This is a genomic window from Streptococcus suis (assembly GCF_002960445.1).
GTDB lineage: Bacteria > Bacillota > Bacilli > Lactobacillales > Streptococcaceae > Streptococcus > Streptococcus hyiners.
In genome coordinates this window covers 157093-178813 of sequence record NZ_POJD01000142.1, presented here as the reverse complement: position 1 = coordinate 178813, position 21721 = coordinate 157093, and the positions used below count along the sequence as shown (strand labels likewise).

Here is a 21721-nt window from a genome sequence, read left to right as displayed (position 1 = left end):
GTTTCGCTTTCCAACCTTCAACACTTTCCTAAAGTGTTGGAGCAATTGAAGTTCGATTTAGCGATTTAAGTTAATAAACAGTAGTAAGTAGAGTTTCGTCTATCAAGAATATATAAAATTGAGGAATTGGTTCTAGTTATAAAATTTGCGCTTGGCCTACTTGGTAAGTGCATTTTTCATGTTTTTTTGATAGAATGATAGGACGGAAAGTGAGAGAAAATGACTAAAAAGATTGTTGCCATTTGGGCTCAAGATGAAAATGGATTGATTGGAAAAGGTGATAGACTTCCTTGGTCATTGCCAGCTGACTTTGCTCATTTCAAAGAAACGACAACAGGTCACACGATGGTGATGGGACGTATAACCTTCGACGGCATGGGTAAACGTGCTCTTCCCAATCGTCACACCATCGTTTTGACTACAGATAAAACCTATCAACTAGAGTGTGAACGTGTTACCATTTTACACAGTGTGGAAGATGTCCTAGATTGGTATCACAAACAGGAGCATACTCTATTTGTGCTTGGTGGGGGACAAATTTTTACTGCTTTTGCACCTTACATTGAAGCTTTAATAGTGACAGATATTCACGGTCAATTTAATGGCGATGTGTATTTTCCGAAAGCATTTCCTATGGAGAAATTTCAGCTACAAAGCGCCAATTTACGTCCAAAAGACGAGAAAAACCCGTATGATTTTACAATAAAAACCTATGAAAGAAGAGATGGTTAGGCATGGAGAGAAGTTTATTCGGTTTGTTTACAGCATTTCTATGTGGAATCTGTGTTCTTTGTGCAATTCAAGCCTTTAAAAAGAAAAGATTTGGTTTAGCGATTTTGTTTCTATTGAACGCTTTTACCAATTTAGTCAATAGCATCCATGCTGTATATGGATTTTTGTTTAGATAAGAGATATGAAAGAGGAGATAAATGGCTGTTAAGCATAACCATGAGTTAATTTATTGCTCATTTTGCGGGAAAAATCAAGAAGAAGTTAAAAAAATTATCGCTGGAAACAATGTGTTCATCTGTAATGAATGTGTGGAGCTGGCTCAGGAAATTATTCGAGAAGAATTGGCAGAAGAAGTATTGACTGACCTGGCTGACACTCCAAAGCCACAGGAATTACTCAATATTTTAAACAATTATGTTATCGGACAGGACCGTGCTAAACGCGCCTTGGCAGTAGCAGTCTACAACCACTACAAGCGGATAAATTTCCAAGATAACCGTGATGAGAACGATGTTGATTTGCAAAAATCAAACATCCTTATGATTGGTCCAACTGGTTCTGGTAAGACCTTCTTGGCTCAAACTTTAGCCAAAAGTCTGAATGTTCCATTTGCCATTGCGGATGCGACCGCTCTTACTGAGGCGGGTTATGTCGGTGAGGACGTAGAAAATATTCTCCTCAAGCTTTTGCAGGCGGCGGATTTTAACATTGACCGCGCAGAACGAGGGATTATCTATGTGGATGAAATTGATAAGATTGCCAAAAAAGGTGAAAATGTGTCCATTACCCGCGATGTTTCGGGTGAAGGTGTCCAACAGGCTCTCTTGAAAATCATTGAGGGAACAGTTGCCAGCGTGCCACCACAAGGCGGACGCAAGCATCCTAACCAAGAAATGATCCATGTGGATACCAAAAACATTTTATTCATCGTAGGTGGTGCTTTTGACGGGATTGAGGAAATTGTCAAGCAACGTCTAGGTGAGAAAATCATCGGTTTCGGTCAAAACAATCGTGCCATTGATGAAAAAGAGTCTTACATGCAACACATCATTGCTGATGATATTCAAAAGTTTGGTATCATTCCAGAGTTGATTGGTCGTCTACCTGTATTTGCAGCTTTAGACCAGTTAACAACCGAGGACTTGGTGCGTATCTTGACGGAACCTAAGAATGCTCTGGTTAAACAATATCAAACCCTCTTGTCTTACGATGATGTAGAGTTGGATTTTGACGAGGATGCCTTGTTGGCCATTGCTGAGAAGGCGATTGAGCGGAAAACAGGAGCGCGTGGACTTCGTTCTATTATCGAAGAAACCATGTTAGATGTCATGTTTGAAGTTCCAAGTCAAGATGAGGTCAAACGTGTTCGTGTTACAAAAGCAGCAGTAGATGGCAAGGAAAAGCCATTGCTAGAAACTGCCTAAAAATGATCATTAGGGGTGATAAGCAATTAGCTTTCTCCCCCTTATTTATGAGAGGTAAAGAATGGAAATCAATACACACAATGCTGAAATTCTGCTGAGTGCAGTTTCAAAGGCCCAATACCCAGATGACGATATTCCTGAAATCGCCCTGGCTGGTCGGTCAAACGTTGGAAAATCTTCCTTTATCAATACCCTTTTGGGAAGAAAAAATTTAGCTCGTACTTCAGGTAAACCTGGTAAAACTCAGCAGCTAAACTTTTACAATATTGATGACAAGATCCGTTTTGTCGATGTGCCAGGCTATGGCTATGCCAAGGTTTCTAAGGCTGAGCGTGCTAAATGGGGCAAGATGATTGAGGAATACTTGACCAGTCGCGATAATTTACGCGTGGTCGTTAGCTTGGTTGATATGCGCCACGAGCCATCGGCTGACGATGTCCAAATGTATGAGTTTTTAAAATACTATGAAATTCCAGTCATCATCGTTGCGACCAAGGCAGATAAAATTCCACGTGGTAAATGGAACAAGCATGAATCCATTATCAAAAAGAAATTGGATTTCGATAAAAATGACCAGTTTGTCGTCTTTTCATCCGAAACCCGCCATGGTTATGACCAGGCTTGGGATGCTATCCTGAGTGAGATCTAGGAGGTTTTTATGGAACAAACATTTTTCATTATCAAACCTGATGCTATCAAACGTGGACTGGTGGGGCAAATTCTCAGCAGAGTGGAACGTCGTGGATTTGCCATTCGTGATCTAAACATGATGACAGCGACGGAGGACTTGGTCGCTCAACATTACGAGCATTTAACAGACAAACCTTTCTTTCCGCTCTTGGTTGACTACATGACCAGCGGACCAGTCATTGCTGGGATTTTAGAAGGACCGGAAGTCGTCAAATCTTGGCGAGATATGATGGGGGCTACCAATCCAGTCAATGCCCTACCTGGAACCATTCGAGGAGATTTCGCCACTGCACCCATAGATGGTATTGTGGCAAATGTTGTTCACGGATCTGACAGCATAGAAGCTGCTCACCGTGAAATCGCCTTATGGTTGGGGAAATAGCAGAGCAGACACCTAGTTTCTAGGTGTTTTTCTTATGGCAAGTTCTTAGGATTTTTGATATAATAAAGAGTAATACTCTTGTAGAGGAAGAAACATGAATTTAGAAGAATTGAAAAAACGACAGGAGAAAATCCGTAATTTCTCCATTATTGCCCATATTGACCATGGAAAATCAACCTTGGCTGACCGCATTCTTGAAAAAACAGAAACAGTTTCCAGTCGGGAAATGCAGGCTCAGTTACTCGACAGCATGGACTTGGAGCGTGAACGCGGTATTACCATCAAATTGAACGCTGTTCAGCTCAATTACAAGGCTAAAGATGGGGAAACCTACATTTTCCACTTGATTGACACGCCAGGACACGTGGACTTTACCTATGAAGTATCTCGTTCTCTTGCAGCTTGTGAAGGAGCAATCTTGGTGGTGGATGCGGCTCAAGGTATTGAAGCACAGACCTTGGCTAACGTTTATCTGGCCTTGGATAATGATTTGGAAATCCTACCAATCATTAACAAGATTGACCTACCAGCAGCAGACCCAGAACGTGTCCGTCAGGAAATTGAAGATGTGATTGGTTTGGACGCCTCAGAAGCTGTACCAACATCGGCTAAGGCTGGTATTGGTATTGAGGAAATCTTGGAGCAAATCGTAGAGAAAGTTCCAGCACCGACTGGTGATGTCGCTGCACCGCTTCAAGCCTTGATTTTTGACTCAGTTTATGATCCTTACCGTGGCGTTATCTTGCAAGTTCGTATCGTTAATGGTGTGGTAAAACCAGGCGATACCATCCAGATGATGAGCAATGGCAAGACTTTCGATGTGACGGAAGTGGGGATTTTCACACCAAAAGCAATTGGTCGTGATTACCTAGCGACTGGTGACGTTGGTTATATCGCAGCTTCTATCAAGACGGTTGCAGATACCCGTGTCGGTGATACGGTGACCTTGGCTGAAAATCCTGCCAGCGAGCCACTTGCAGGCTACAAGCAGATGAACCCAATGGTCTTTGCAGGTATCTATCCAATCGATTCCAACAAGTACAATGACCTCCGTGAAGCTTTAGAAAAACTCCAGCTTAACGATGCAAGCTTGCAGTTTGAACCAGAAACATCGCAGGCCCTTGGCTTTGGTTTCCGTTGTGGCTTCTTGGGGCTCTTGCACATGGATGTTATCCAAGAACGGATTGAGCGTGAGTTTAACATTGACCTGATCATGACAGCTCCGTCGGTAGTTTACCATGTCAATATGACAGACGGAGAGTCTATTGATGTGGCCAACCCGTCAGAGTTCCCAGACCCAACTAAGATTGCCAATATTGAGGAGCCTTACGTTAAAGCACAAATCATGGTACCACAGGAATATGTCGGTGCAGTCATGGAATTGGCTCAACGCAAGCGTGGTGACTTTGTAACCATGGATTATATCGATGATAATCGTGTCAATGTCATCTACCAAATTCCGCTTGCGGAGATTGTCTTTGATTTCTTTGATAAACTCAAGTCATCCACTCGTGGTTATGCCAGCTTCGACTATGAGATTTCGGAATACCGTTCATCTAAGCTGGTGAAAATGGATATTCTCCTCAATGGCGACAAGGTCGATGCACTCAGCTTTATCGTACACAAGGAATTTGCCTACGAACGTGGGAAAATCATCGTGGACAAGCTCAAGAAAATCATCCCTCGTCAGCAATTTGAAGTGCCAATCCAAGCAGCTATCGGTCAGAAAATCGTTGCTCGTAGCGACATCAAGGCCCTTCGCAAAAACGTTTTGGCCAAGTGTTATGGTGGTGACGTTTCCCGTAAACGTAAACTCCTAGAAAAACAAAAAGCTGGGAAGAAACGGATGAAGGCAATCGGTTCCGTAGAAGTACCACAAGAAGCCTTCCTCAGCGTTCTCAGCATGGATGAAGACGATAAGAAATAATCTTGATACAAAGAAACACTCCTGCATCTAGTTGCAAGAGTGTTTTCTCTTATTTGCGTTTCATTTCGCCTTGTGGGTAGTAGGTTCCTTCAGGCATGTCATTGATGAAGACATGGATGGCTTCCTTTGGCGCGTTGGTATTACGGGATACAACCTCTGTTACTTCACGCGCAAGGGCAATCTTTTGTTCCTCCGTGCGTCCTTCAAACAAATCAATACGTACAAATGGCATATCGTTTCTCCTTTATTTTGCTAGTTTCAGTATAGCATAAATTTCACCTGCTTTCTATAAGTAAATAATTGACATCGCTTACAATCTGTGCTATTCTACACGTACATAGGAGGTGTTGGCTTATGAACTATGTTTATCGTATGGTGTTTTCATTCCTGCTTGCCGGTCTGTTTTTGTATCTAGTGGCAACTGTTTTTGCCAAAAGTGTATGGGAAGGCCCATTATTGATCACATTCTCCTTCTTCAGCTTAATCTATGGATGTGTCATGCTATACAAGTGGAAACCAAAAGTTGCTAAAATTATTTTTGAGTGTGTCGGAAATTTCTTATCATTACCTTGGTCCTAATATCAAACAAGCTCAAATCGGGCTTGTTTTTCTATTTCCTAAATGGTCAAATTATGATAGAATGGAAGGAGTGAAATTTTAAGATTGGAAAGTGAAAAGTGGCTCAATTATACTATAAATATGGGACGATGAATTCTGGTAAAACCATTGAAATTCTTAAAGTTGCCCATAACTATGAAGAGCAGGGTAAGCCTGTCGTCATTATGACTTCTGCCTTGGATACCCGCGATGCCTTTGGTGTTGTTTCAAGTCGTATTGGTATGCGACGTGAAGCAGTAGCAATTGATGATGAGATGGACATCTTTGGTTACATTCAGAAAATGGAACCTCGTCCTTATTGTGTTTTGATTGATGAAGCCCAATTCCTTCGTCGCCACCATGTCTATGACTTGGCACGAGTGGTAGATGAATTGGATGTTCCAGTTATGGCCTTTGGTCTAAAAAATGATTTCCGAAATGAACTGTTTGAAGGTTCCCAACACTTGTTGCTGTTGGCCGATAAATTGGATGAGATTAAAACAATCTGCCAATATTGTTCCAAGAAAGCCACCATGGTTTTGCGAACGCAAGATGGTAAGCCAACCTATGAAGGCGCTCAAATTCAAATCGGTGGAAATGAAACCTACATCCCGGTTTGCCGCAAACATTATTTTTCGCCGGAAATTGAACTGTAACTAAGGTTTTAAATCAAAGGCTGAAGGCACGATTTATGAAAAACCGAAAACAGGCTACGAACTGTGCCTGTTCTAGCTGAGTCCTGTGACAATACGAACAGAACTGAATACGCCTACGACTCTGTGGAAATAGATAATTCTTTCTAGAAATCGAAGTTTCCACGTCAGAATTCCTAATTTCCTTTGAGTCGCTTAACGGCATGAATATCTCAATGGAATTGAACACGCCCTACAAGCTGTGTCAAAAAGATAATTTCTCCAAGTGTTTGTAACACTTGGTCAAAATTCCTATTTTGACTGTGCTTGTTTAACGGGCTTTGTATCTTAATAGAACTGCACACGCCCTACAAGCTAACTAGAAGTGTGTTCGGTCAAATATTTAGAAAGGAACTGAATTCGGGCTACGAACTGTGCAAAAATGATAGTTTTTCCTAGGACGCTTTCGTCCTTCGTCAAAACTCCTATTTTTGCTTTGTTCGTTTAACGCCCTTAATATCTTAATCTTATGAACATCTACGATCAATTACAGGCGGTGGAAGATCGCTACGAGGAACTTGGTGAATTGTTGTCTGACCCTGATGTGGTCAGCGATACCAAGCGTTTTATGGAGTTGTCCAAAGAAGAAGCGGCAACTCGTGATACAGTAACAGCCTACCGTGAATATAAGAATGTACTTCAAAACATTGTCGATGCAGAAGAGATGATCAAAGAATCTTCTGGCGATGCTGACTTGGAGGAAATGGCTAAGGAAGAACTCAAACAAGCTAAGGCTGATAAAGAGGCTTACGAAGAAAAGTTGAAAATCCTTCTCTTGCCAAAAGACCCTAACGATGACAAAAACATCATCTTGGAAATCCGTGGTGCTGCAGGTGGTGACGAGGCTGCCCTCTTTGCTGGTGACCTTTTGACCATGTATCAAAAATATGCAGAAGGTCAAGGCTGGCGTTTTGAAGTCATGGAGGCTTCATATAACGGTGTTGGTGGTATCAAGGAAGTGGTTGCCATGGTATCTGGCCAATCCGTTTATTCAAAACTCAAGTATGAATCAGGAGCTCACCGTGTCCAACGTGTCCCTGTGACAGAAAGCCAAGGTCGTGTCCACACCTCAACAGCAACTGTCCTCATCATGCCAGAAGTCGAAGAAGTGGAATATGACATCGATCCAAAAGACCTCCGTGTTGATATCTACCACGCATCTGGTGCTGGTGGACAGAACGTCAACAAGGTTGCGACTGCCGTACGTATCGTTCACTTGCCAACCAACATCAAGGTGGAAATGCAGGAAGAACGGACTCAGCAGAAAAACCGTGAAAAGGCCATGAAGATTATCCGTGCCCGTGTAGCTGACCACTTTGCCCAAATTGCCCAAGATGAGCAGGATGCAGAGCGTAAATCTACCATCGGTACTGGTGACCGTTCAGAGCGTATCCGTACTTACAACTTCCCGCAAAACCGTGTGACAGACCATCGTATCGGCTTGACCTTGCAAAAGCTCGATACCATCTTGTCAGGTAAGATGGACGAAGTTGTCGATGCCCTTGTACTCTACGATCAAACGCAAAAACTAGAAGAGCTTAACAAATAATGAATTACGCTCAATTATTTGCAGCATACGAAGAAGAATTAGTAGCAATAGGTGAAGAGGCAGAGTCCCTGTCCTTCACCTTTCGAGGCTTAAAAGGACTGAACTTTACGGAATTTCTCCTCTTGCTCCGCCAGGAAGTTAGTCCAGCTGACCAAGAGCTACTAAACCATATTTTTCAGCAACTCTCCCAGCACCGACCTGCCCAGTACATTATCGGCAAGGCTGATTTTCACGACTTGAAGTTTGCGGTGGACGAGCGGGTTTTAATTCCAAGACCAGAAACGGAAGAATTGGTCGATTTGATTTTGCAGGAAAATAGCAGAGCAGGTTTGCGTATCTTAGATATCGGTACAGGAAGCGGTGCTATTGCAATTTCCCTTGCAAAAGCTAGACCTGATTGGGAAGTGGTAGCAGTAGATATTTCAGAAGATGCCTTGGCAGTGGCTCAGGAAAATGCAAGAAGCAATCAGGTTTCTGTTCAATTCATACAGTCGGATGTCTTGCAAGCTGTGACAGGTCAATTTGATATCATTGTTTCCAATCCACCTTATATCTCACCAGACGACAAGGACGAAGTTGGAGCCAATGTTTTAACATCGGAACCACATTTAGCCCTGTTCGCAGAAGAAGATGGGCTGGCCATCTATCGACAAATTGCGGAGCAGGCAGGGACATTTTTGAAGGAAAATGGAAAACTCTACTTTGAAATTGGCTACAAGCAAGGGCAGGCCTTAACAGACTTACTGTCCCTGCATTTTCCCGAAAAGCGTGTTCGCGTTATAAAAGACCAATTCGGTCAGGATAGAAAGGTTGTGGCAGATGACATTGGATAAACTCCGAACAATCCTCGAAAGTGGTGGGGCTGTTGTTTTGCCGACTGAAACTGTCTATGGCCTCTTTGCCCAAGCCTTGAATGAAGATGCAGTCAATCGTGTCTATCAGTTGAAACAACGTCCTAGGGACAAGGCCATGAACTTAAATGTTTCAAATCTGAACGATATCTATTTTTTCAGTCAAAATCCACCCTTTTTTCTGGAAAAACTGTATAATAGGTTTATGCCAGGACCGCTAACGATTATCCTTAAAGCAAACAAGAACGTTCCTTTTTGGGTTAATTCTGGACTGGATACCGTTGGATTTCGTCTGCCAAATCACGAAAAAACCCTTCAGTTGATTAGGGAAACTGGTCCCTTAATCGGACCTTCTGCTAACGTTTCGGGGCGAGAAAGTGGAAAAGAGTTTACCAAACTTCTATCACAATTCTCTGAAAAATTGGAAGGAGTGGCTGATGACAATGCCTTAACGGGCATTGATTCTACTATCTTGGACCTTTCTGGACCAAAAGCACGAATTTTACGCCAGGGAGCGATTAGTCGTGAAACTATCATGAAAGAAGTACCTGAGATAGAATTTGAATAGTTGATTTAGTCGCATTATACTGAAACTGCAAGTAAGCATAGTGTTTTTACGAGCATTTGGGATATAAATCTGACAAACTGCACTATTGTTTTATCAAGCACTTATAAAGGAGTACCGTAAATGATTTTTGACAAAGTAGATTTCAAAGAATTCGACAAAGAAGTTTGGGAGGCTATTAAAGCAGAAGAAGCACGCCAGCAAAACAATATTGAATTGATTGCCTCTGAAAACGTAGTGACTAAAGCCGTTATGGCTGCCCAAGGTTCTATTTTAACCAACAAGTATGCCGAAGGCTATCCAGGTCGTCGTTACTATGGTGGTACAGAGTGCGTTGACGTCATCGAAAGTCTTGCTATTGAACGTGCTAAAGAAATCTTTGGTGCTCAGTATGCTAACGTTCAGCCACACTCAGGTAGCCAAGCCAACTGCGCGGCTTACATGGCCTTAATCGAGCCAGGTGACACTGTCATGGGTATGGACCTGTCAGCCGGTGGTCACTTAACCCACGGTGCTGCAGTAAGCTTCTCAGGACAAACCTATAACTTTGTGGCTTACAACGTTGACGAAGAAACTGGTTTGCTTGACTATGATGCTATTTTAGAGCAGGCAAAAGAAGTGCAGCCTAAACTGATTGTAGCAGGTGCTTCAGCCTATGCTCGTACCATTGATTTTGCAAAATTCCGTGAAATCGCAGACGCAGTTGGTGCTAAATTGATGGTGGATATGGCCCATATCGCTGGTCTTGTAGCAGCTGGCCTCCATCCAAACCCAGTTCCTCATGCTCATATCACAACGACTACAACCCACAAAACCCTCCGTGGACCTCGTGGTGGTTTGATTTTGACCAATGATGAAGCGCTCATTAAGAAAATTAACTCAGCTATCTTCCCTGGTATCCAAGGTGGTCCGCTTGAGCATGTTATCGCTGCGAAAGCTGTGTCCTTCAAAGAAGTCTTAGACCCAGCCTTTAAAGATTACGCTCAGAAAATTATTGATAACAGCAAGGCAATGGCAGAAGTCTTCCTTGCCAACCCTAATTTCAAGGTCATCACAGGTGGAACAGATAACCATCTCTTCTTAGTTGATGTGACCAAAGTCGTTGAAAACGGAAAGGTTGCTCAACATCTCCTAGATGAAGTAAATATTACTCTCAATAAAAACTCAATCCCTTACGAAAAACTCTCACCATTTAAGACCAGCGGTATCCGTATCGGTTCTGCAGCCATTACTGCCCGTGGTTTTGGGGTAGAAGAAGCACGTAAGGTTGCTCAATTGACTATCAAAGCACTTGAAAATGCTGAAAACGAAGCAGTTCTTGAAGAAGTCCGTCAAGAAGTTCGTACTTTGACAGATCAATTCCCGCTTTACGAAGGTTTATAATGGATATATTTGTAAAAAAAGCTATTATACATCAATTTAGTCCTGATGACACAGAGCTGGTCCTTGCCGACCAGCTTTTGACTGTCAGCCCCAAAATTGAAGAATACTTGCGCAAGAAAATCGAGCGTGTGTTTTCTGATGAAGCCAAAACCGGACAGTTTGAGCCAGATAGTCCTTTTCTTGATTACTTAAAAGAGGATTTACTGACCAATTCTGTCAAGATTGCTGGCCTCTGGAAAGAAGAATTTTCCATTTCAGAAAATCTCAAGACCAATGATTTAATCTTCATTGAGTTTGAGAGAAATGGTGTGGAGCATTTCGCCTTTCTAAGAATTGCCCTGCGTGAAAACCTGGCCCACGTTGGTTCAGAAAGTGATAGTCCTCTTAAAATCACTCAAAACAATCTACCAGGAGCAGGTTCTACACCAGATGAAGCCTTAATCATCAATCTACAGACACGCAAGTATTATTTGATTGAAAAGAGAATTAAGCATAATGGAGCCTTTCTTCATTACTTTTCAGATAATCTCTTGCAGGTCACGCCAGCCATTTCTGCCAAGAAATCCATCAAAGCAGTTGAACAGACCGCACAAAAGATTGCGGACAATTTTCACCAAGGAGATTTCCAATTTCAGTCCAAGGTCAAGTCTGCTATTTTCAATCATTTGGAAGAGGACAATGAACTATCTCCTGAAAAATTAGCAGACCAGCTTTTTGATAACAATCTAACTGCTCGTTTGAATTTTGTTGATCAATTAAAAGAAGTCATTCCAGATAAGATTTCCTTCGATGAGATTGACAACAGTCGTCAACTGAAAAAGTTTGAGAACCAGAAACTTTCGCTCTCAAATGGCATTGAGTTGATTGTTCCTAATGCCGTCTATCAAGACGCTGAATCTGTAGAGTTTATCCAAAATGATAATGGAACTTATTCCATTCTAATCAAAAATATCGAAGACATAAAGAGCAAATAAATGAAAAAACTAATAAGAGCGATTAGCCTTATCGCCCTTGCTTTTCTACTAGTAAAAACCTTCCAGACCTATCAGGATGTCAAGCAAGTTATGACCTACCAGGCTATGGTTCAAGAAGTTCTAGCAGAGAACGATACCAGGGCCAATGAAGAACTTGTCTTGGCAATGATTTACACAGAAACCAAGGGGAGAGAAGCAGATGTTATGCAGTCCAGTGAATCTGCAACAGGCTATACAAATACCATTACAGATAGTAAGGAAAGTATCCGCCAAGGAATAGTCTATTTATCAGAAAATTTACGCTTAGCAGAGGAAAAAGGAGTTGAGGTCTGGACTGCTGTCCAAGCCTACAATTTCGGACCTGCTTATATTGATTTTGTGGCTGAAAACGGCGGCGAGCATACCCTAGCTCTAGCTGAAGAATATTCAAAAACAGTAGTAGCTCCTAGTCTTGGAAATACAAGTGGAGAAACCTATACCTATTATCATCCAATTGCCCTCCTCCACGGTGGCAAACTCTATGTAAATGGTGGAAATATTTACTACGCCAGACAGGTTCGCTTTAATATGCACCTGATGCGTTTGATGAACATCTTTTAACAATCGAGAAAATTTCTTGGTTGTTTTTATTTTCTTACTAAAAAATGATATAATGATTGTATAGACAGAATGAGGAATGATCGATATGAGAAATTGTATGGTTACTGGTGCAACCAGTGGCATTGGGAAAGCCATCGCCTACGCTTTCGCTAAGAATGGTGACAATGTCATCATTACTGGACGCAGAAAAGATAAATTAAATGAAATAAAATGTGAGATTGAAGAAAAATACGGGGTGCAGGTTTACGTATACTCTTTTGATGTTAGAGAAAACGACCAAGTTATTGCTTCTTGTCAAAAGATACTGCAAGAAGTGGGGCAGGTTCATATCTTGGTGAACAATGCAGGTCTAGCCTTGGGCTTGGATAAATTTCAAGACTATGACTTAACCGATATGATGACCATGATAGATACCAATATAAAGGGCTTATTAACTGTTACACGCCAGATTTTACCTCAAATGGTTGAAAATAATGAGGGACATATTATCAATATTGGCTCTACTGCTGGGATTTATGCCTATGCTGGTGCAGCGGTCTATGCTGCTACAAAATCAGCTGTTAAGGTCCTGTCAGATGGCATTCGGATTGATACAATCGATAAAAATATCAAGGTCACAACTCTGCAACCTGGTATTGTTGAAACTGACTTTAGTCAGGTTCGTTTCCATGGTGACAAGGGAAGGGCAGCAGGAGTCTATCAAGGGATTGATGCCCTACAAGCTGAAGATATTGCCAATTGTACCTTATTTGTAGCCAATCAGCCTCAGCACGTTCAGATTTCAGATATGACCATTATGGCTACTAAGCAGGCCACTGGCTTCACCATTCATAGAGAATAGGAGAACAATATGAAAAAGAACTACCCATTAATTTTAGTAAGCATTCTGACACTGACTACTCTTTTTGCCTGTAGTCCAAATAAAAATCAAGTAAGTTCTAGTTCAGCGACAAGTTCGACTACTACTAGTAGTGAAAATAGCACTTCAAGTTCTTTTAGTAGTGATAACACAACCTCTACTTCAGTAGAGATGGATGCAATATTATCTATGGATATTGATTCTTTAATGCAAGGAAACTATGATAGCATTATTGGAACCTGGCAAAATAGCAGTGGAGAAACTCTCGTCTTTAATATAAAAGGATTGGTTGATGAAAGCCAAAATTTGTTGGGACGAGGAAAAATTACGGATGGTATTTTTGAAACGGGCTACATTGATAATAATATCGGTGAAGTGAGTTTGATGATGTTGCCTAAAGATACCTTACTTAGCCAATCACTTTACTCAGCTGGAAGTGATCCGACGGATACAACACGAGATCGCATTTTGACAAAGGTTGGAGCAGCAGAACTGGATGTAGATGCCTTTTACCGTGTCAGCAATACGTCTAGCGAGGGTATAGATCCTCTCAAGAATACAGAAACTGGTATTCAACTAGAAAGCGGTCCAAAGACCATCGAATATGCTAATTCTATTCTTGGCGAGAATAATTGGCGAGTAATAGAAGGGAATTATACACGGACGGAAACCATTCCATACAATGTCTTAGAAGGCAATGACAACACTCACTATTCTGTCTATCAAAATGGTGTGATTGTCAATGCTAATTATCAGATTGTCTATCAACCCTAGGGATAGGTACATATCTTGGCATCATAAGGCTGGGCCCATTAGGCTCAGCCTTATTTTATGCGCAATTTGGCTTCTTGCTTTTGTTTTTCTATGATACTGAGGAAGGCGGCGAATTCTGTGTCTAACCGTTTTTGGTAGCTTTTGTTTTGTATGATGAGATTATCCAAGAAAATGGGAAAGGAGCCTTTCTTATAAAGTTCTCCTTGGAAAAAGTAGCGTTCAGACAGCTTATCTACCGAAACTATTGAGGAACGCCATCGACTTTTTCTGGAATGAGATGGTTTCCAGGATATTTTTAACTGTTTCTCGTAAAAATACCAGCCCATGATATAGATTTTTGTTTCTCGATTTCTTTTATTGTCCTTGTAGTAACAAGGTACAGCATAGACATTTCCTCTATTTGTCTGTAAAAATGGATGAAAATCTCTAATTTTTTCGTATTCTTTACGGGGTACCAGATTTAATTGACTGGTCTTGTCAATTTTCTTCTCATCAACGGTATAGGAATAGCGGTAGGGGTCATAAATCGTTGAACGTTCACGTAGTCGATACTGCTCTGCTATTTCCTTAAAAACAGATAGGTGTCCGTAATGTTCAACTAAGTTAGCAAGGGCAATCCCCCTCTGATTGCTATTTTTCTCTATGGTAAGGATTTGGCAAGTAGGCCAGGTGCTGACAGGAACAGCCCCCAAACCAACCAAAAGATTGTCTTTATGAAAATGACTAGCAAAACGTGCCTCGTGAGTGTGACCAACTTCACTATTCAAATCAACAAATACAGCTTGACCATTCTGTTCAAAAACAACTATATAATTTTCAGGACCTTCCCAATTTTCACTAATAGGCAGGTTATAAAAATGATGAAAATGGGGTAATGCGAGCAATTTTCCAAGTGTCATAGTTTTCATATGATTAGTATAGCAAAAAAAATATTTCAAATCCAGACAAAAGTTTAATTCGTTAAACAAAAAAGCTGTAAAGTCCATCCCAACGAAAGGAGAGTAGGGATGGACAGTAGATTATTTCTGACTCTTGCTCAGTGCATTGGGTTCAAACCCTTCAAAGATTTGCAGGTCAAACATGGATCTGTTCTTTTCATACTCTTCTGGATTTTTGACCGTGTAGCAGACCAAGAGAATGCCAAAGACTGACTTCATCAGTCGTAAGCTAAGATTGTTTTGATAGAGATGATCATAGGCGACAAAGTCTGGTCTAGCTATTACATTGGACAATAAATACAGTACGAATGTATAATAATTGCCTTTTTCTATGTATCTATAGTTTCAAATAATAATGATTGAAGCAAGTAGAAATAGGGGAAATTTAGTTACAATAAACCCGTAGAAATTAGCTTTCTACGGGTTGTAGTTATTCTTTCTTCTATAGCGCTGGGTAAATTAGTCTATCCCCAGACTAGCGACGCTCTCTTGTTTTCATGCGCCGAGTAAAACAGTCTTGATGGACTGGCTGATAGAGCCTATCCCCAGGCTCTATCACTCCCACTCAACTGTTGCTGGTGGTTTGCTTGTGATATCATAGACGATGCGGTTAACGTGGTCAACTTCGTTTACGATGCGGACTGAGATTTTCTGAAGGACTTCCCATGGTAGTTTTGCGAAATCAGCAGTCATTCCATCGACAGAAGTGATAGCACGGATAGCGATTGTGTAGTCGTAGGTCCGACCGTCACCCATGACACCTACGGAGCGAACGCCAGTATTTACCGTGAAATATTGCCACACATCGCGGTCAAGACCTGCTTTTGCAATTTCCTCACGCAAGATAGCGTCAGATTCACGAACAGTTTGGAGTTTTTCTTCTGTGATTTCACCCATGACACGAATAGCAAGACCTGGTCCTGGGAATGGCTGACGCCATACAACTTCCTCAGGCATCCCAAGAGCAGTACCCAAAGCGCGTACCTCATCTTTGAAGAGAGTGTTGAGCGGTTCAATCAACTTAAACTGCATATCTTCAGGAAGACCGCCAACGTTGTGGTGAGATTTGATGGTCTCAGCCGTGTCGGTACCAGACTCGATGATATCAGTATAAAGCGTTCCTTGAGCTAGGAATTCAACATCCGTCAACTTGCTCGCTTCATCGTCGAAGACGTAAACAAATTCATTACCGATGATTTTACGTTTCTTTTCAGGGTCAGATACGCCAGCAAGTAGGTCTAAGAAACGCTTAGCTGCATCAACGCGAATGATATTGAGGCCGAACTTGCCGCCCAACATCTCCATAACTTGATCGCCTTCATTCTTACGTAGAAGACCGTGGTCAACGAAGATACAGGTCAATTGATCGCCGATAGCACGTTGAAGAAGGACACCAACAACTGATGAATCTACACCGCCTGACAAACCAAGCAAGACTTTCTTGTCGCCAACTGTTTGGCGGATTTTTTCGATTTCAGTTTCAATGAAGTTTTCCATGGTCCAGTCGCCCTTAGCTCCACAGATACCAAAAGCAAAGTTTTTCAAAATGTCATTGCCATATACCGAATGACGAACTTCTGGGTGGAACTGGATACCGTAGATACGGCGTTCAGTGTTTTCAATAGCAGCAAAAGGACAGTCAGCGGATAGACCAACCAAGTGGAAACCTTCTGGGATTTCCGTTACGGCATCACCATGACTCATCAGAACCAATTGCTCTTCAGGTGTGTTTGTAAATAAGGCTGATTCAGCTTTCAATTGCAAGTTTGATTGACCATATTCACGGTTTCCAGCCTCGCCAGCAGGCAGTACCTTACCACCCAATTTATGCGTAATCAACTGCATACCATAGCAAATTCCCAAGACAGGAATTCCTAATTCAAAGATTTCTGGGTCAATATCAAAGGCATTTTCAGCGTAGACAGAGTTTGGACCACCAGAGAGAACGATACCAATCGGATTGATGGCACGAACTTCTTCAGCAGTAATCTTGTGATTTTTCAATTCAGAAAAGACACCAAACTCACGAATGCGACGTGAGATGAGCTGATTGTACTGGCTACCATAATCCAATACAATAATTTTTTGGACATCTTGTTTTGTCATGTTTTTCCCTTTCGTTTTGAAAATAATTCAAATACTGTTACTTATTTTATCATAAAAACGAACATTTTCCAAACTATATTTGTTAAATATCTGTTTTGCAAACTATGGCGGATTTTTGAAAAAACAGCGTTCGTTTTTTTCTGTTTTTTACTGATTTTGTTATAGGGAAATTCAGATGATTGTTTGTCTAGAAAGTTTTTGCAGATAAAAATCGGTCTAGATTGGTCAAATTTCGGATATTTTGATAAACTAGGAGTAAGAAAGGCTAGTCAGATGAAAGCAGCATATATTACCATTCATGATAAATTAAAAGAACAGATTGACAAGGGAGTTTGGGCAGTTGGACAACGCTTACCCAGTGAACGCGATTTGGCTGATGAGTTTGGCGTTTCGCGTATGACCTTGCGCCAGGGCATTACCCTGCTGGTCGAAGAAGGGGTACTTCAACGTAAGGTGGGTTCAGGAACCTATGTGGCAAGCACTCGGGTCCAAGAAAAGATGCGTGGAACAACCTCTTTTACTGAATTGGTACAACTCCAAGGGAAAATGCCGAGCAGTCAGTTGTTGTCTTATACTCGTACCAAACCAAATGAGAAAGAAGTTGAACAGCTTGCTTTAGGTAAGGGGGAATACGTTATTCGGATGGAGCGGGTTCGCTATGCTGATAATGTCCCTGTTGTATATGAGGTAGCCAGCATTCCGGAACGCTTGATTAAAAACGTTCCCAAGGAAGATGTGACCAACCATTTCTTCAAAACCCTTATTGATAATGGCTATCGGATCGGAACAAGTAAACAAACCATTTTTGCCAGATTGGCTAATGAGAAGGTTGCCAAATATTTAGAAATTTCGAAAAATCAAGCTATTCTAGCTTTAAGACAGGTTTCTTATCTGGAAGACGGTCAAGCCTTTGAGTATGTCAATAGCCAGTATGTTGGTGAACGGTTCGAGTTTTATCTGGAGAATAATTAGTAGCTCTATGCTCGATTGTATGACGTAATATAAATTATGTAAACTACATCTGTTTTCTAGGTACGGAAGCAGATGTTTCTATTTATTTAAGACGGAATTTTTGATATAATAAACCTTATGGAAATTGAAAAAACCAACCGAATGAACGCCTTGTTTGAATTCTATGCAGCCTTGCTGACAGATAAGCAAATGAACTACATTGAGCTGTATTATGCAGATGATTATAGCTTGGCTGAGATTGCTGAGGAATTTCAAGTTAGCCGTCAGGCGGTCTATGATAACATTAAACGAACAGAAAAATTGCTGGAAGATTATGAGATGAAGCTGCATATGTATTCTGACTATGTAGTGCGTAGTCAGATTTTCGATGAAATACTCACTAAGTATCCAGAAGATGCTTATTTGAAGGAGCAAATCGCCATTTTAACCAGCATTGATAATAGAGAGTAAGAGGAGAAGTATATGGCTTTTGAAAGCTTAACAGAACGATTGCAGAGTGTTTTTAAAAACCTACGTCGTAAGGGGAAAATTTCTGAGAGTGATATCCAAGAAGCAACCAAGGAAATCCGTCTGGCCTTACTAGAAGCCGACGTTGCTCTTCCAGTTGTAAAAGATTTCATTAAAAAAGTACGTGAACGTGCCATTGGTCACGAAGTCATTGAAACCCTGAACCCCGCTCAACAAATTATCAAAATCGTTGATGAAGAATTGACAGCTGTATTGGGGTCCGAAACGTCTGACATTATCAAGTCACCAAAAATTCCAACCATCATCATGATGGCTGGTTTACAGGGTGCGGGTAAAACAACCTTTACTGGTAAGCTGGCCAACAAACTCAAGCAGGAAGAGAATGCTCGTCCTCTCTTGATTGCTGCGGATATTTACCGTCCAGCTGCCATTGACCAGTTGAAGACCCTTGGTCAACAAATTGATGTACCTGTATTTGAGCTAGGCAATCAGGTCCCTGCGCTGGAAATCGTTCGTCAAGGTTTGGAGCAAGCCAAAGCCAATCATAATGACTATGTCTTGATTGATACGGCCGGTCGTTTGCAGATTGACCAAGCTCTTATGGCCGAATTGAGAGAAATCAAAGACTTTGCTCAACCAAATGAAATTCTCTTGGTTGTCGATGCCATGATTGGTCAGGAAGCTGCCAACGTTGCGCGTGAATTCAATGAACAATTGGCTATTACTGGTGTGATTTTGACTAAGATTGACGGTGATACACGTGGTGGTGCAGCCTTGTCTGTCCGTTACATTACTGGTCAGCCAATCAAATTCACCGGTACTGGTGAAAAAATCACCGACATCGAAACCTTCCACCCAGACCGTATGTCTTCTCGTATCTTAGGTATGGGTGACATGCTGACCTTGATTGAAAAAGCCAGCAAAGAATACGATGAGAAGAAATCACTGGAACTCGCTGAGAAAATGCGAGAGAATACCTTTGATTTCAACGATTTCATCGACCAGCTGGACCAAGTTCAAAATATGGGACCAATGGAAGACCTGCTGAAGATGATTCCAGGTATGGCTGGTAACCCAGCCCTTGCCAACTTAAAGGTTGACGAGCGAGAAATTGCACGAAAACGAGCAATTGTATCCTCTATGACACCAGCAGAACGTGAAAATCCTGACTTGTTAACACCTAGCCGTCGTCGTCGTATTGCTAACGGTTCTGGAAATAGCTTTGTCGAAGTCAATAAATTTATCAAGGATTTCAACCAAGCCAAAACCATGATGCAAGGCGTCATGTCTGGTGATATGAGCAAGATGATGAAGCAAATGGGTATTAACCCAAATAATCTTCCTAAAAATATGCCAAATATGAACAGCATGGATATGTCTGCTCTTGAAGACATGATGGGCGGTGCAGGAATGCCTGATATGAGCCAACTAATGGGAGGGGCTGGTATGCCAGACATGTCTCAAATGTTTGGAGGCGGTCTGAAAGGTAAAATTGGTGAGTTTGCTATGAAACAATCCATGAAACGCCAAGCCAATAAAATCAAGAAAGCCAAAAAGAAGAGAAAATAATCTCTTCTTTTTACTTTTTTTGTTCGAAGTGGTTAAGTTGTAGCACTAGAAAATAGGAGTAGGATGGTAGAAAAGAGCGCTATTTTGCATTCTAAATTTCCGTTATAAAGGAAAGTTTTAAAAAATCCCTCATACTAGACATTTTCCGTGATGTCCGTTAAAATAGAAAATAATGATAAACAAAGGACAAGTCATGAATTATATCGCAATAATAGGAAATATTATCCATTCAAAACAGGTTTCTCAGCGTTCAAACACTATAGAAGGTCTAAAACAGCAGCTGAATAGTATCAATTATTCTTTTTCCCAGAATTTGGCATCGCCATTTACCCTTACAAAGGGAGATGAGTTTCAAGCTCTATGCAAGCCTAGCCCGTATATTTTTTTGATGATTGACCAAATTCAACTGGCCTTTCGTGATCAGCTAGAAATTAAATTTGGTATTGGCCTGGGGGAAATTTTAACAGCCATCGACCCCAAACAAAGCATTGGAGTGGATGGACCTGCTTATTGGGAAGCGCAGAAAGCGATAAAGGTCATTCAAGATAAGGATGATTATGGTAGTAGCCTAGTTGTTTTTTCTTCTGAATACAAGCAAATCGACCGTGTTATCAATCCTTTACTTACTTCAAGTGATTTTATCAAAGCTACTTGGAATAGTTCACAAACAGACTTGTTTGAATTCTTAATCAGCAATAAAATCTATCAGGAAGAATTTAAGCAAAAGCCAATTGCCGAGAAGATGAAACTGAGCCAAAGCGCCTTTACCAAACGCTTAAAATCGAGTGGAATAAAACTTTATTTCCGAAATCGAAAAACAGCTATGGATTTAATCCTGCAGCTCAGTCAAAGAAGCTAATTATGTTTACATAATTTATATTGTGTAAATTTTTTTTTAGAATTCTAGTCGCAATACAATCTCGTCTTCATCGTATTCGCCAGTTTCAACAAAGCCCAGAGATTCATACAAGGCTTTGGCTGGGGTGTTTTGAGATAAAATACAGAGCTGAATAGCTGAAAATTTTCTTTCTGAGCGGAATTTTTCCAGCAACTGTGTCATAGCCTGACGACCCAAACCTTGTCGCTGGAAATTCGTATCAATAAAGAATTCAGAGATGAGATAGGCTTGTCGTTCAGGAAAATCATGGTATAAAATCAAGCCAATCGGACAATCTTGCTGGTAAATCAAATAAGCCTGACTATCAAACATTCGATAAGTAAAGGCACGTGCCAAGGTTGTTACCTTGTCGGCGACAAACTCCGCTTGGTCAGGAGAAACAGATAACGGAACTCGCCAATTATCAGGACTGACAGGAACAAAATCTAGCATAAAACATCCTTTCGTATTTGTTTGTATTATAGCATATGCGGGTTGTTGAAAACCAAAAATTTATGAACAATTGACCTAACATGGTCTAAACCCTTGATAATACTGGGATAGAAGCATAAAGTACATTGATTGAAAAATGTACTTTATTTTTATTTTGTACTTTTGAATAGGGTTATTTATTGTACATAATGATTAGTTTATCTTATTCTTGATATCTCTTTTGAAAAGTACATTTATCATCCACAATTTGATAAAGTTCTGCACTTTCAAAAGTACATTTTTTTCGGTCGCATTATATTATTATAAAGGATTTTTTTGGGGTAATGCTATTTTTTTCTA

Annotated in this window: 24 protein-coding genes; 20 read left to right on the top strand and 4 right to left on the bottom strand. The window is 41.0% G+C overall.

Translation table 11 applies throughout. The annotated features are described in order from the left end of the window. Positions 1-219: 219 nt before the first annotated feature. From C1G53_RS04715 to lepA, 5 genes are all read left to right on the top strand, one after another. Complete coding sequence (locus tag C1G53_RS04715; protein ID WP_024388115.1) at positions 220-732, top strand: dihydrofolate reductase; 513 nt, start codon at positions 220-222, stop codon at positions 730-732. Between the two features lie 197 nt (positions 733-929). Further along, positions 930-2156, top strand: coding sequence for an ATP-dependent Clp protease ATP-binding subunit ClpX (gene clpX / locus C1G53_RS04705; protein WP_105117866.1), 1227 nt, complete (start codon positions 930-932; stop codon positions 2154-2156). 61 nt (positions 2157-2217) lie between these two features. Continuing rightward, on the top strand, positions 2218-2805 hold the full coding sequence (gene yihA / locus C1G53_RS04700) for a ribosome biogenesis GTP-binding protein YihA/YsxC (protein ID WP_100881361.1): 588 nt from the start codon (positions 2218-2220) through the stop codon (positions 2803-2805). Positions 2806-2814: 9 nt separating this feature from the next. Further along, positions 2815-3228, top strand: a complete 414-nt coding sequence (ndk, locus tag C1G53_RS04695; RefSeq protein WP_105117865.1) for a nucleoside-diphosphate kinase — start codon at positions 2815-2817, stop codon at positions 3226-3228. Positions 3229-3322: 94 nt separating this feature from the next. Beyond that, positions 3323-5155, top strand: a complete 1833-nt coding sequence (gene lepA / locus C1G53_RS04690) for a translation elongation factor 4 (RefSeq protein WP_105117864.1) — start codon at positions 3323-3325, stop codon at positions 5153-5155. A 49-nt stretch (positions 5156-5204) separates the two neighbouring features. Here the strand turns inward: lepA and C1G53_RS04685 are convergent, their stop codons facing one another. Further along, positions 5205-5387 carry a 4-oxalocrotonate tautomerase gene (locus tag C1G53_RS04685; protein ID WP_002934978.1) on the bottom strand — a complete coding sequence of 61 codons (183 nt, stop codon included), beginning with the start codon at positions 5385-5387 and terminating at the stop codon, positions 5205-5207. 122 nt (positions 5388-5509) lie between these two features. Here C1G53_RS04685 and C1G53_RS04680 point away from each other — a divergent pair, with 122 nt between their 5' ends. The 10 genes from C1G53_RS04680 to C1G53_RS04635 all read left to right on the top strand — a co-directional run bounded on the left by C1G53_RS04680 (position 5510) and on the right by C1G53_RS04635 (position 13999). Next, the gene (locus C1G53_RS04680) at positions 5510-5734 is read left to right on the top strand and encodes a hypothetical protein (protein ID WP_105117045.1); all 225 of its coding nucleotides are present in this window, start codon (positions 5510-5512) and stop codon (positions 5732-5734) included. 98 nt (positions 5735-5832) lie between these two features. Continuing rightward, the gene (locus C1G53_RS04675; RefSeq protein WP_105117863.1) at positions 5833-6408 is read left to right on the top strand and encodes a thymidine kinase; all 576 of its coding nucleotides are present in this window, start codon (positions 5833-5835) and stop codon (positions 6406-6408) included. Positions 6409-6913: 505 nt separating this feature from the next. Further along, entirely contained in the window at positions 6914-7993 is a 1080-nt protein-coding gene (prfA, locus tag C1G53_RS04670) for a peptide chain release factor 1 (RefSeq protein ID WP_024400561.1), read from the top strand. Then, a complete protein-coding gene (gene prmC, locus C1G53_RS04665; RefSeq protein WP_105117043.1) occupies positions 7993-8826 on the top strand; it encodes a peptide chain release factor N(5)-glutamine methyltransferase in 834 nt (277 codons plus the stop codon). The genes prfA and prmC overlap by 1 nt, the downstream gene beginning before the upstream one ends. Beyond that, positions 8813-9412 (top strand): L-threonylcarbamoyladenylate synthase, encoded by a 600-nt coding sequence (locus C1G53_RS04660; RefSeq protein ID WP_161941374.1) that lies wholly within the window; start codon positions 8813-8815, stop codon positions 9410-9412. Before prmC ends, C1G53_RS04660 begins: the two co-directional genes overlap by 14 nt. Positions 9413-9532: 120 nt before the next feature. Next, entirely contained in the window at positions 9533-10792 is a 1260-nt protein-coding gene (gene glyA / locus C1G53_RS04655) for a serine hydroxymethyltransferase (protein WP_105117042.1), read from the top strand. Next, entirely contained in the window at positions 10792-11766 is a 975-nt protein-coding gene (locus C1G53_RS04650) for a nucleoid-associated protein (RefSeq protein WP_105117041.1), read from the top strand. The genes glyA and C1G53_RS04650 overlap by 1 nt, the downstream gene beginning before the upstream one ends. After that, the gene (locus C1G53_RS04645; protein ID WP_105117040.1) at positions 11767-12366 is read left to right on the top strand and encodes a lysozyme family protein; all 600 of its coding nucleotides are present in this window, start codon (positions 11767-11769) and stop codon (positions 12364-12366) included. Between the two features lie 85 nt (positions 12367-12451). Next, on the top strand, positions 12452-13207 hold the full coding sequence (locus C1G53_RS04640) for an SDR family NAD(P)-dependent oxidoreductase (protein WP_105117039.1): 756 nt from the start codon (positions 12452-12454) through the stop codon (positions 13205-13207). 9 nt (positions 13208-13216) lie between these two features. Beyond that, entirely contained in the window at positions 13217-13999 is a 783-nt protein-coding gene (locus C1G53_RS04635) for a DUF6287 domain-containing protein (RefSeq protein WP_105117038.1), read from the top strand. A 50-nt stretch (positions 14000-14049) separates the two neighbouring features. Here C1G53_RS04635 and C1G53_RS04630 read toward each other — a convergent pair whose 3' ends face one another. Further along, complete coding sequence (locus C1G53_RS04630) at positions 14050-14985, bottom strand: hypothetical protein (protein ID WP_161941372.1); 936 nt, start codon at positions 14983-14985, stop codon at positions 14050-14052. Between the two features lie 21 nt (positions 14986-15006). Between C1G53_RS04630 and C1G53_RS13070 the strand changes: the two genes are divergently transcribed. After that, positions 15007-15150 carry a hypothetical protein gene (locus tag C1G53_RS13070; protein WP_161941371.1) on the top strand — a complete coding sequence of 48 codons (144 nt, stop codon included), beginning with the start codon at positions 15007-15009 and terminating at the stop codon, positions 15148-15150. Positions 15151-15492: 342 nt separating this feature from the next. Here the strand turns inward: C1G53_RS13070 and guaA are convergent, their stop codons facing one another. Then, entirely contained in the window at positions 15493-17043 is a 1551-nt protein-coding gene (guaA, locus tag C1G53_RS04625) for a glutamine-hydrolyzing GMP synthase (RefSeq protein WP_105117032.1), read from the bottom strand. A 273-nt stretch (positions 17044-17316) separates the two neighbouring features. On the opposite strand from guaA, the gene C1G53_RS04620 reads away from it, so the two are divergent. From C1G53_RS04620 to C1G53_RS04605, 4 genes are all read left to right on the top strand, one after another. Further along, positions 17317-18015 (top strand): GntR family transcriptional regulator, encoded by a 699-nt coding sequence (locus C1G53_RS04620; protein WP_105114737.1) that lies wholly within the window; start codon positions 17317-17319, stop codon positions 18013-18015. A 117-nt stretch (positions 18016-18132) separates the two neighbouring features. Beyond that, positions 18133-18465 (top strand): putative DNA-binding protein, encoded by a 333-nt coding sequence (locus C1G53_RS04615; RefSeq protein ID WP_105117033.1) that lies wholly within the window; start codon positions 18133-18135, stop codon positions 18463-18465. A gap of 12 nt (positions 18466-18477) precedes the next feature. Next, positions 18478-20052, top strand: coding sequence for a signal recognition particle protein (ffh, locus tag C1G53_RS04610; protein WP_105117862.1), 1575 nt, complete (start codon positions 18478-18480; stop codon positions 20050-20052). A 193-nt stretch (positions 20053-20245) separates the two neighbouring features. Continuing rightward, a complete protein-coding gene (locus C1G53_RS04605; protein ID WP_105118120.1) occupies positions 20246-20911 on the top strand; it encodes a SatD family protein in 666 nt (221 codons plus the stop codon). A 36-nt stretch (positions 20912-20947) separates the two neighbouring features. Here C1G53_RS04605 and C1G53_RS04600 read toward each other — a convergent pair whose 3' ends face one another. Beyond that, positions 20948-21382 (bottom strand): GNAT family N-acetyltransferase, encoded by a 435-nt coding sequence (locus tag C1G53_RS04600; protein ID WP_105117861.1) that lies wholly within the window; start codon positions 21380-21382, stop codon positions 20948-20950. Between the last annotated feature and the right edge of the window lie 339 nt (positions 21383-21721).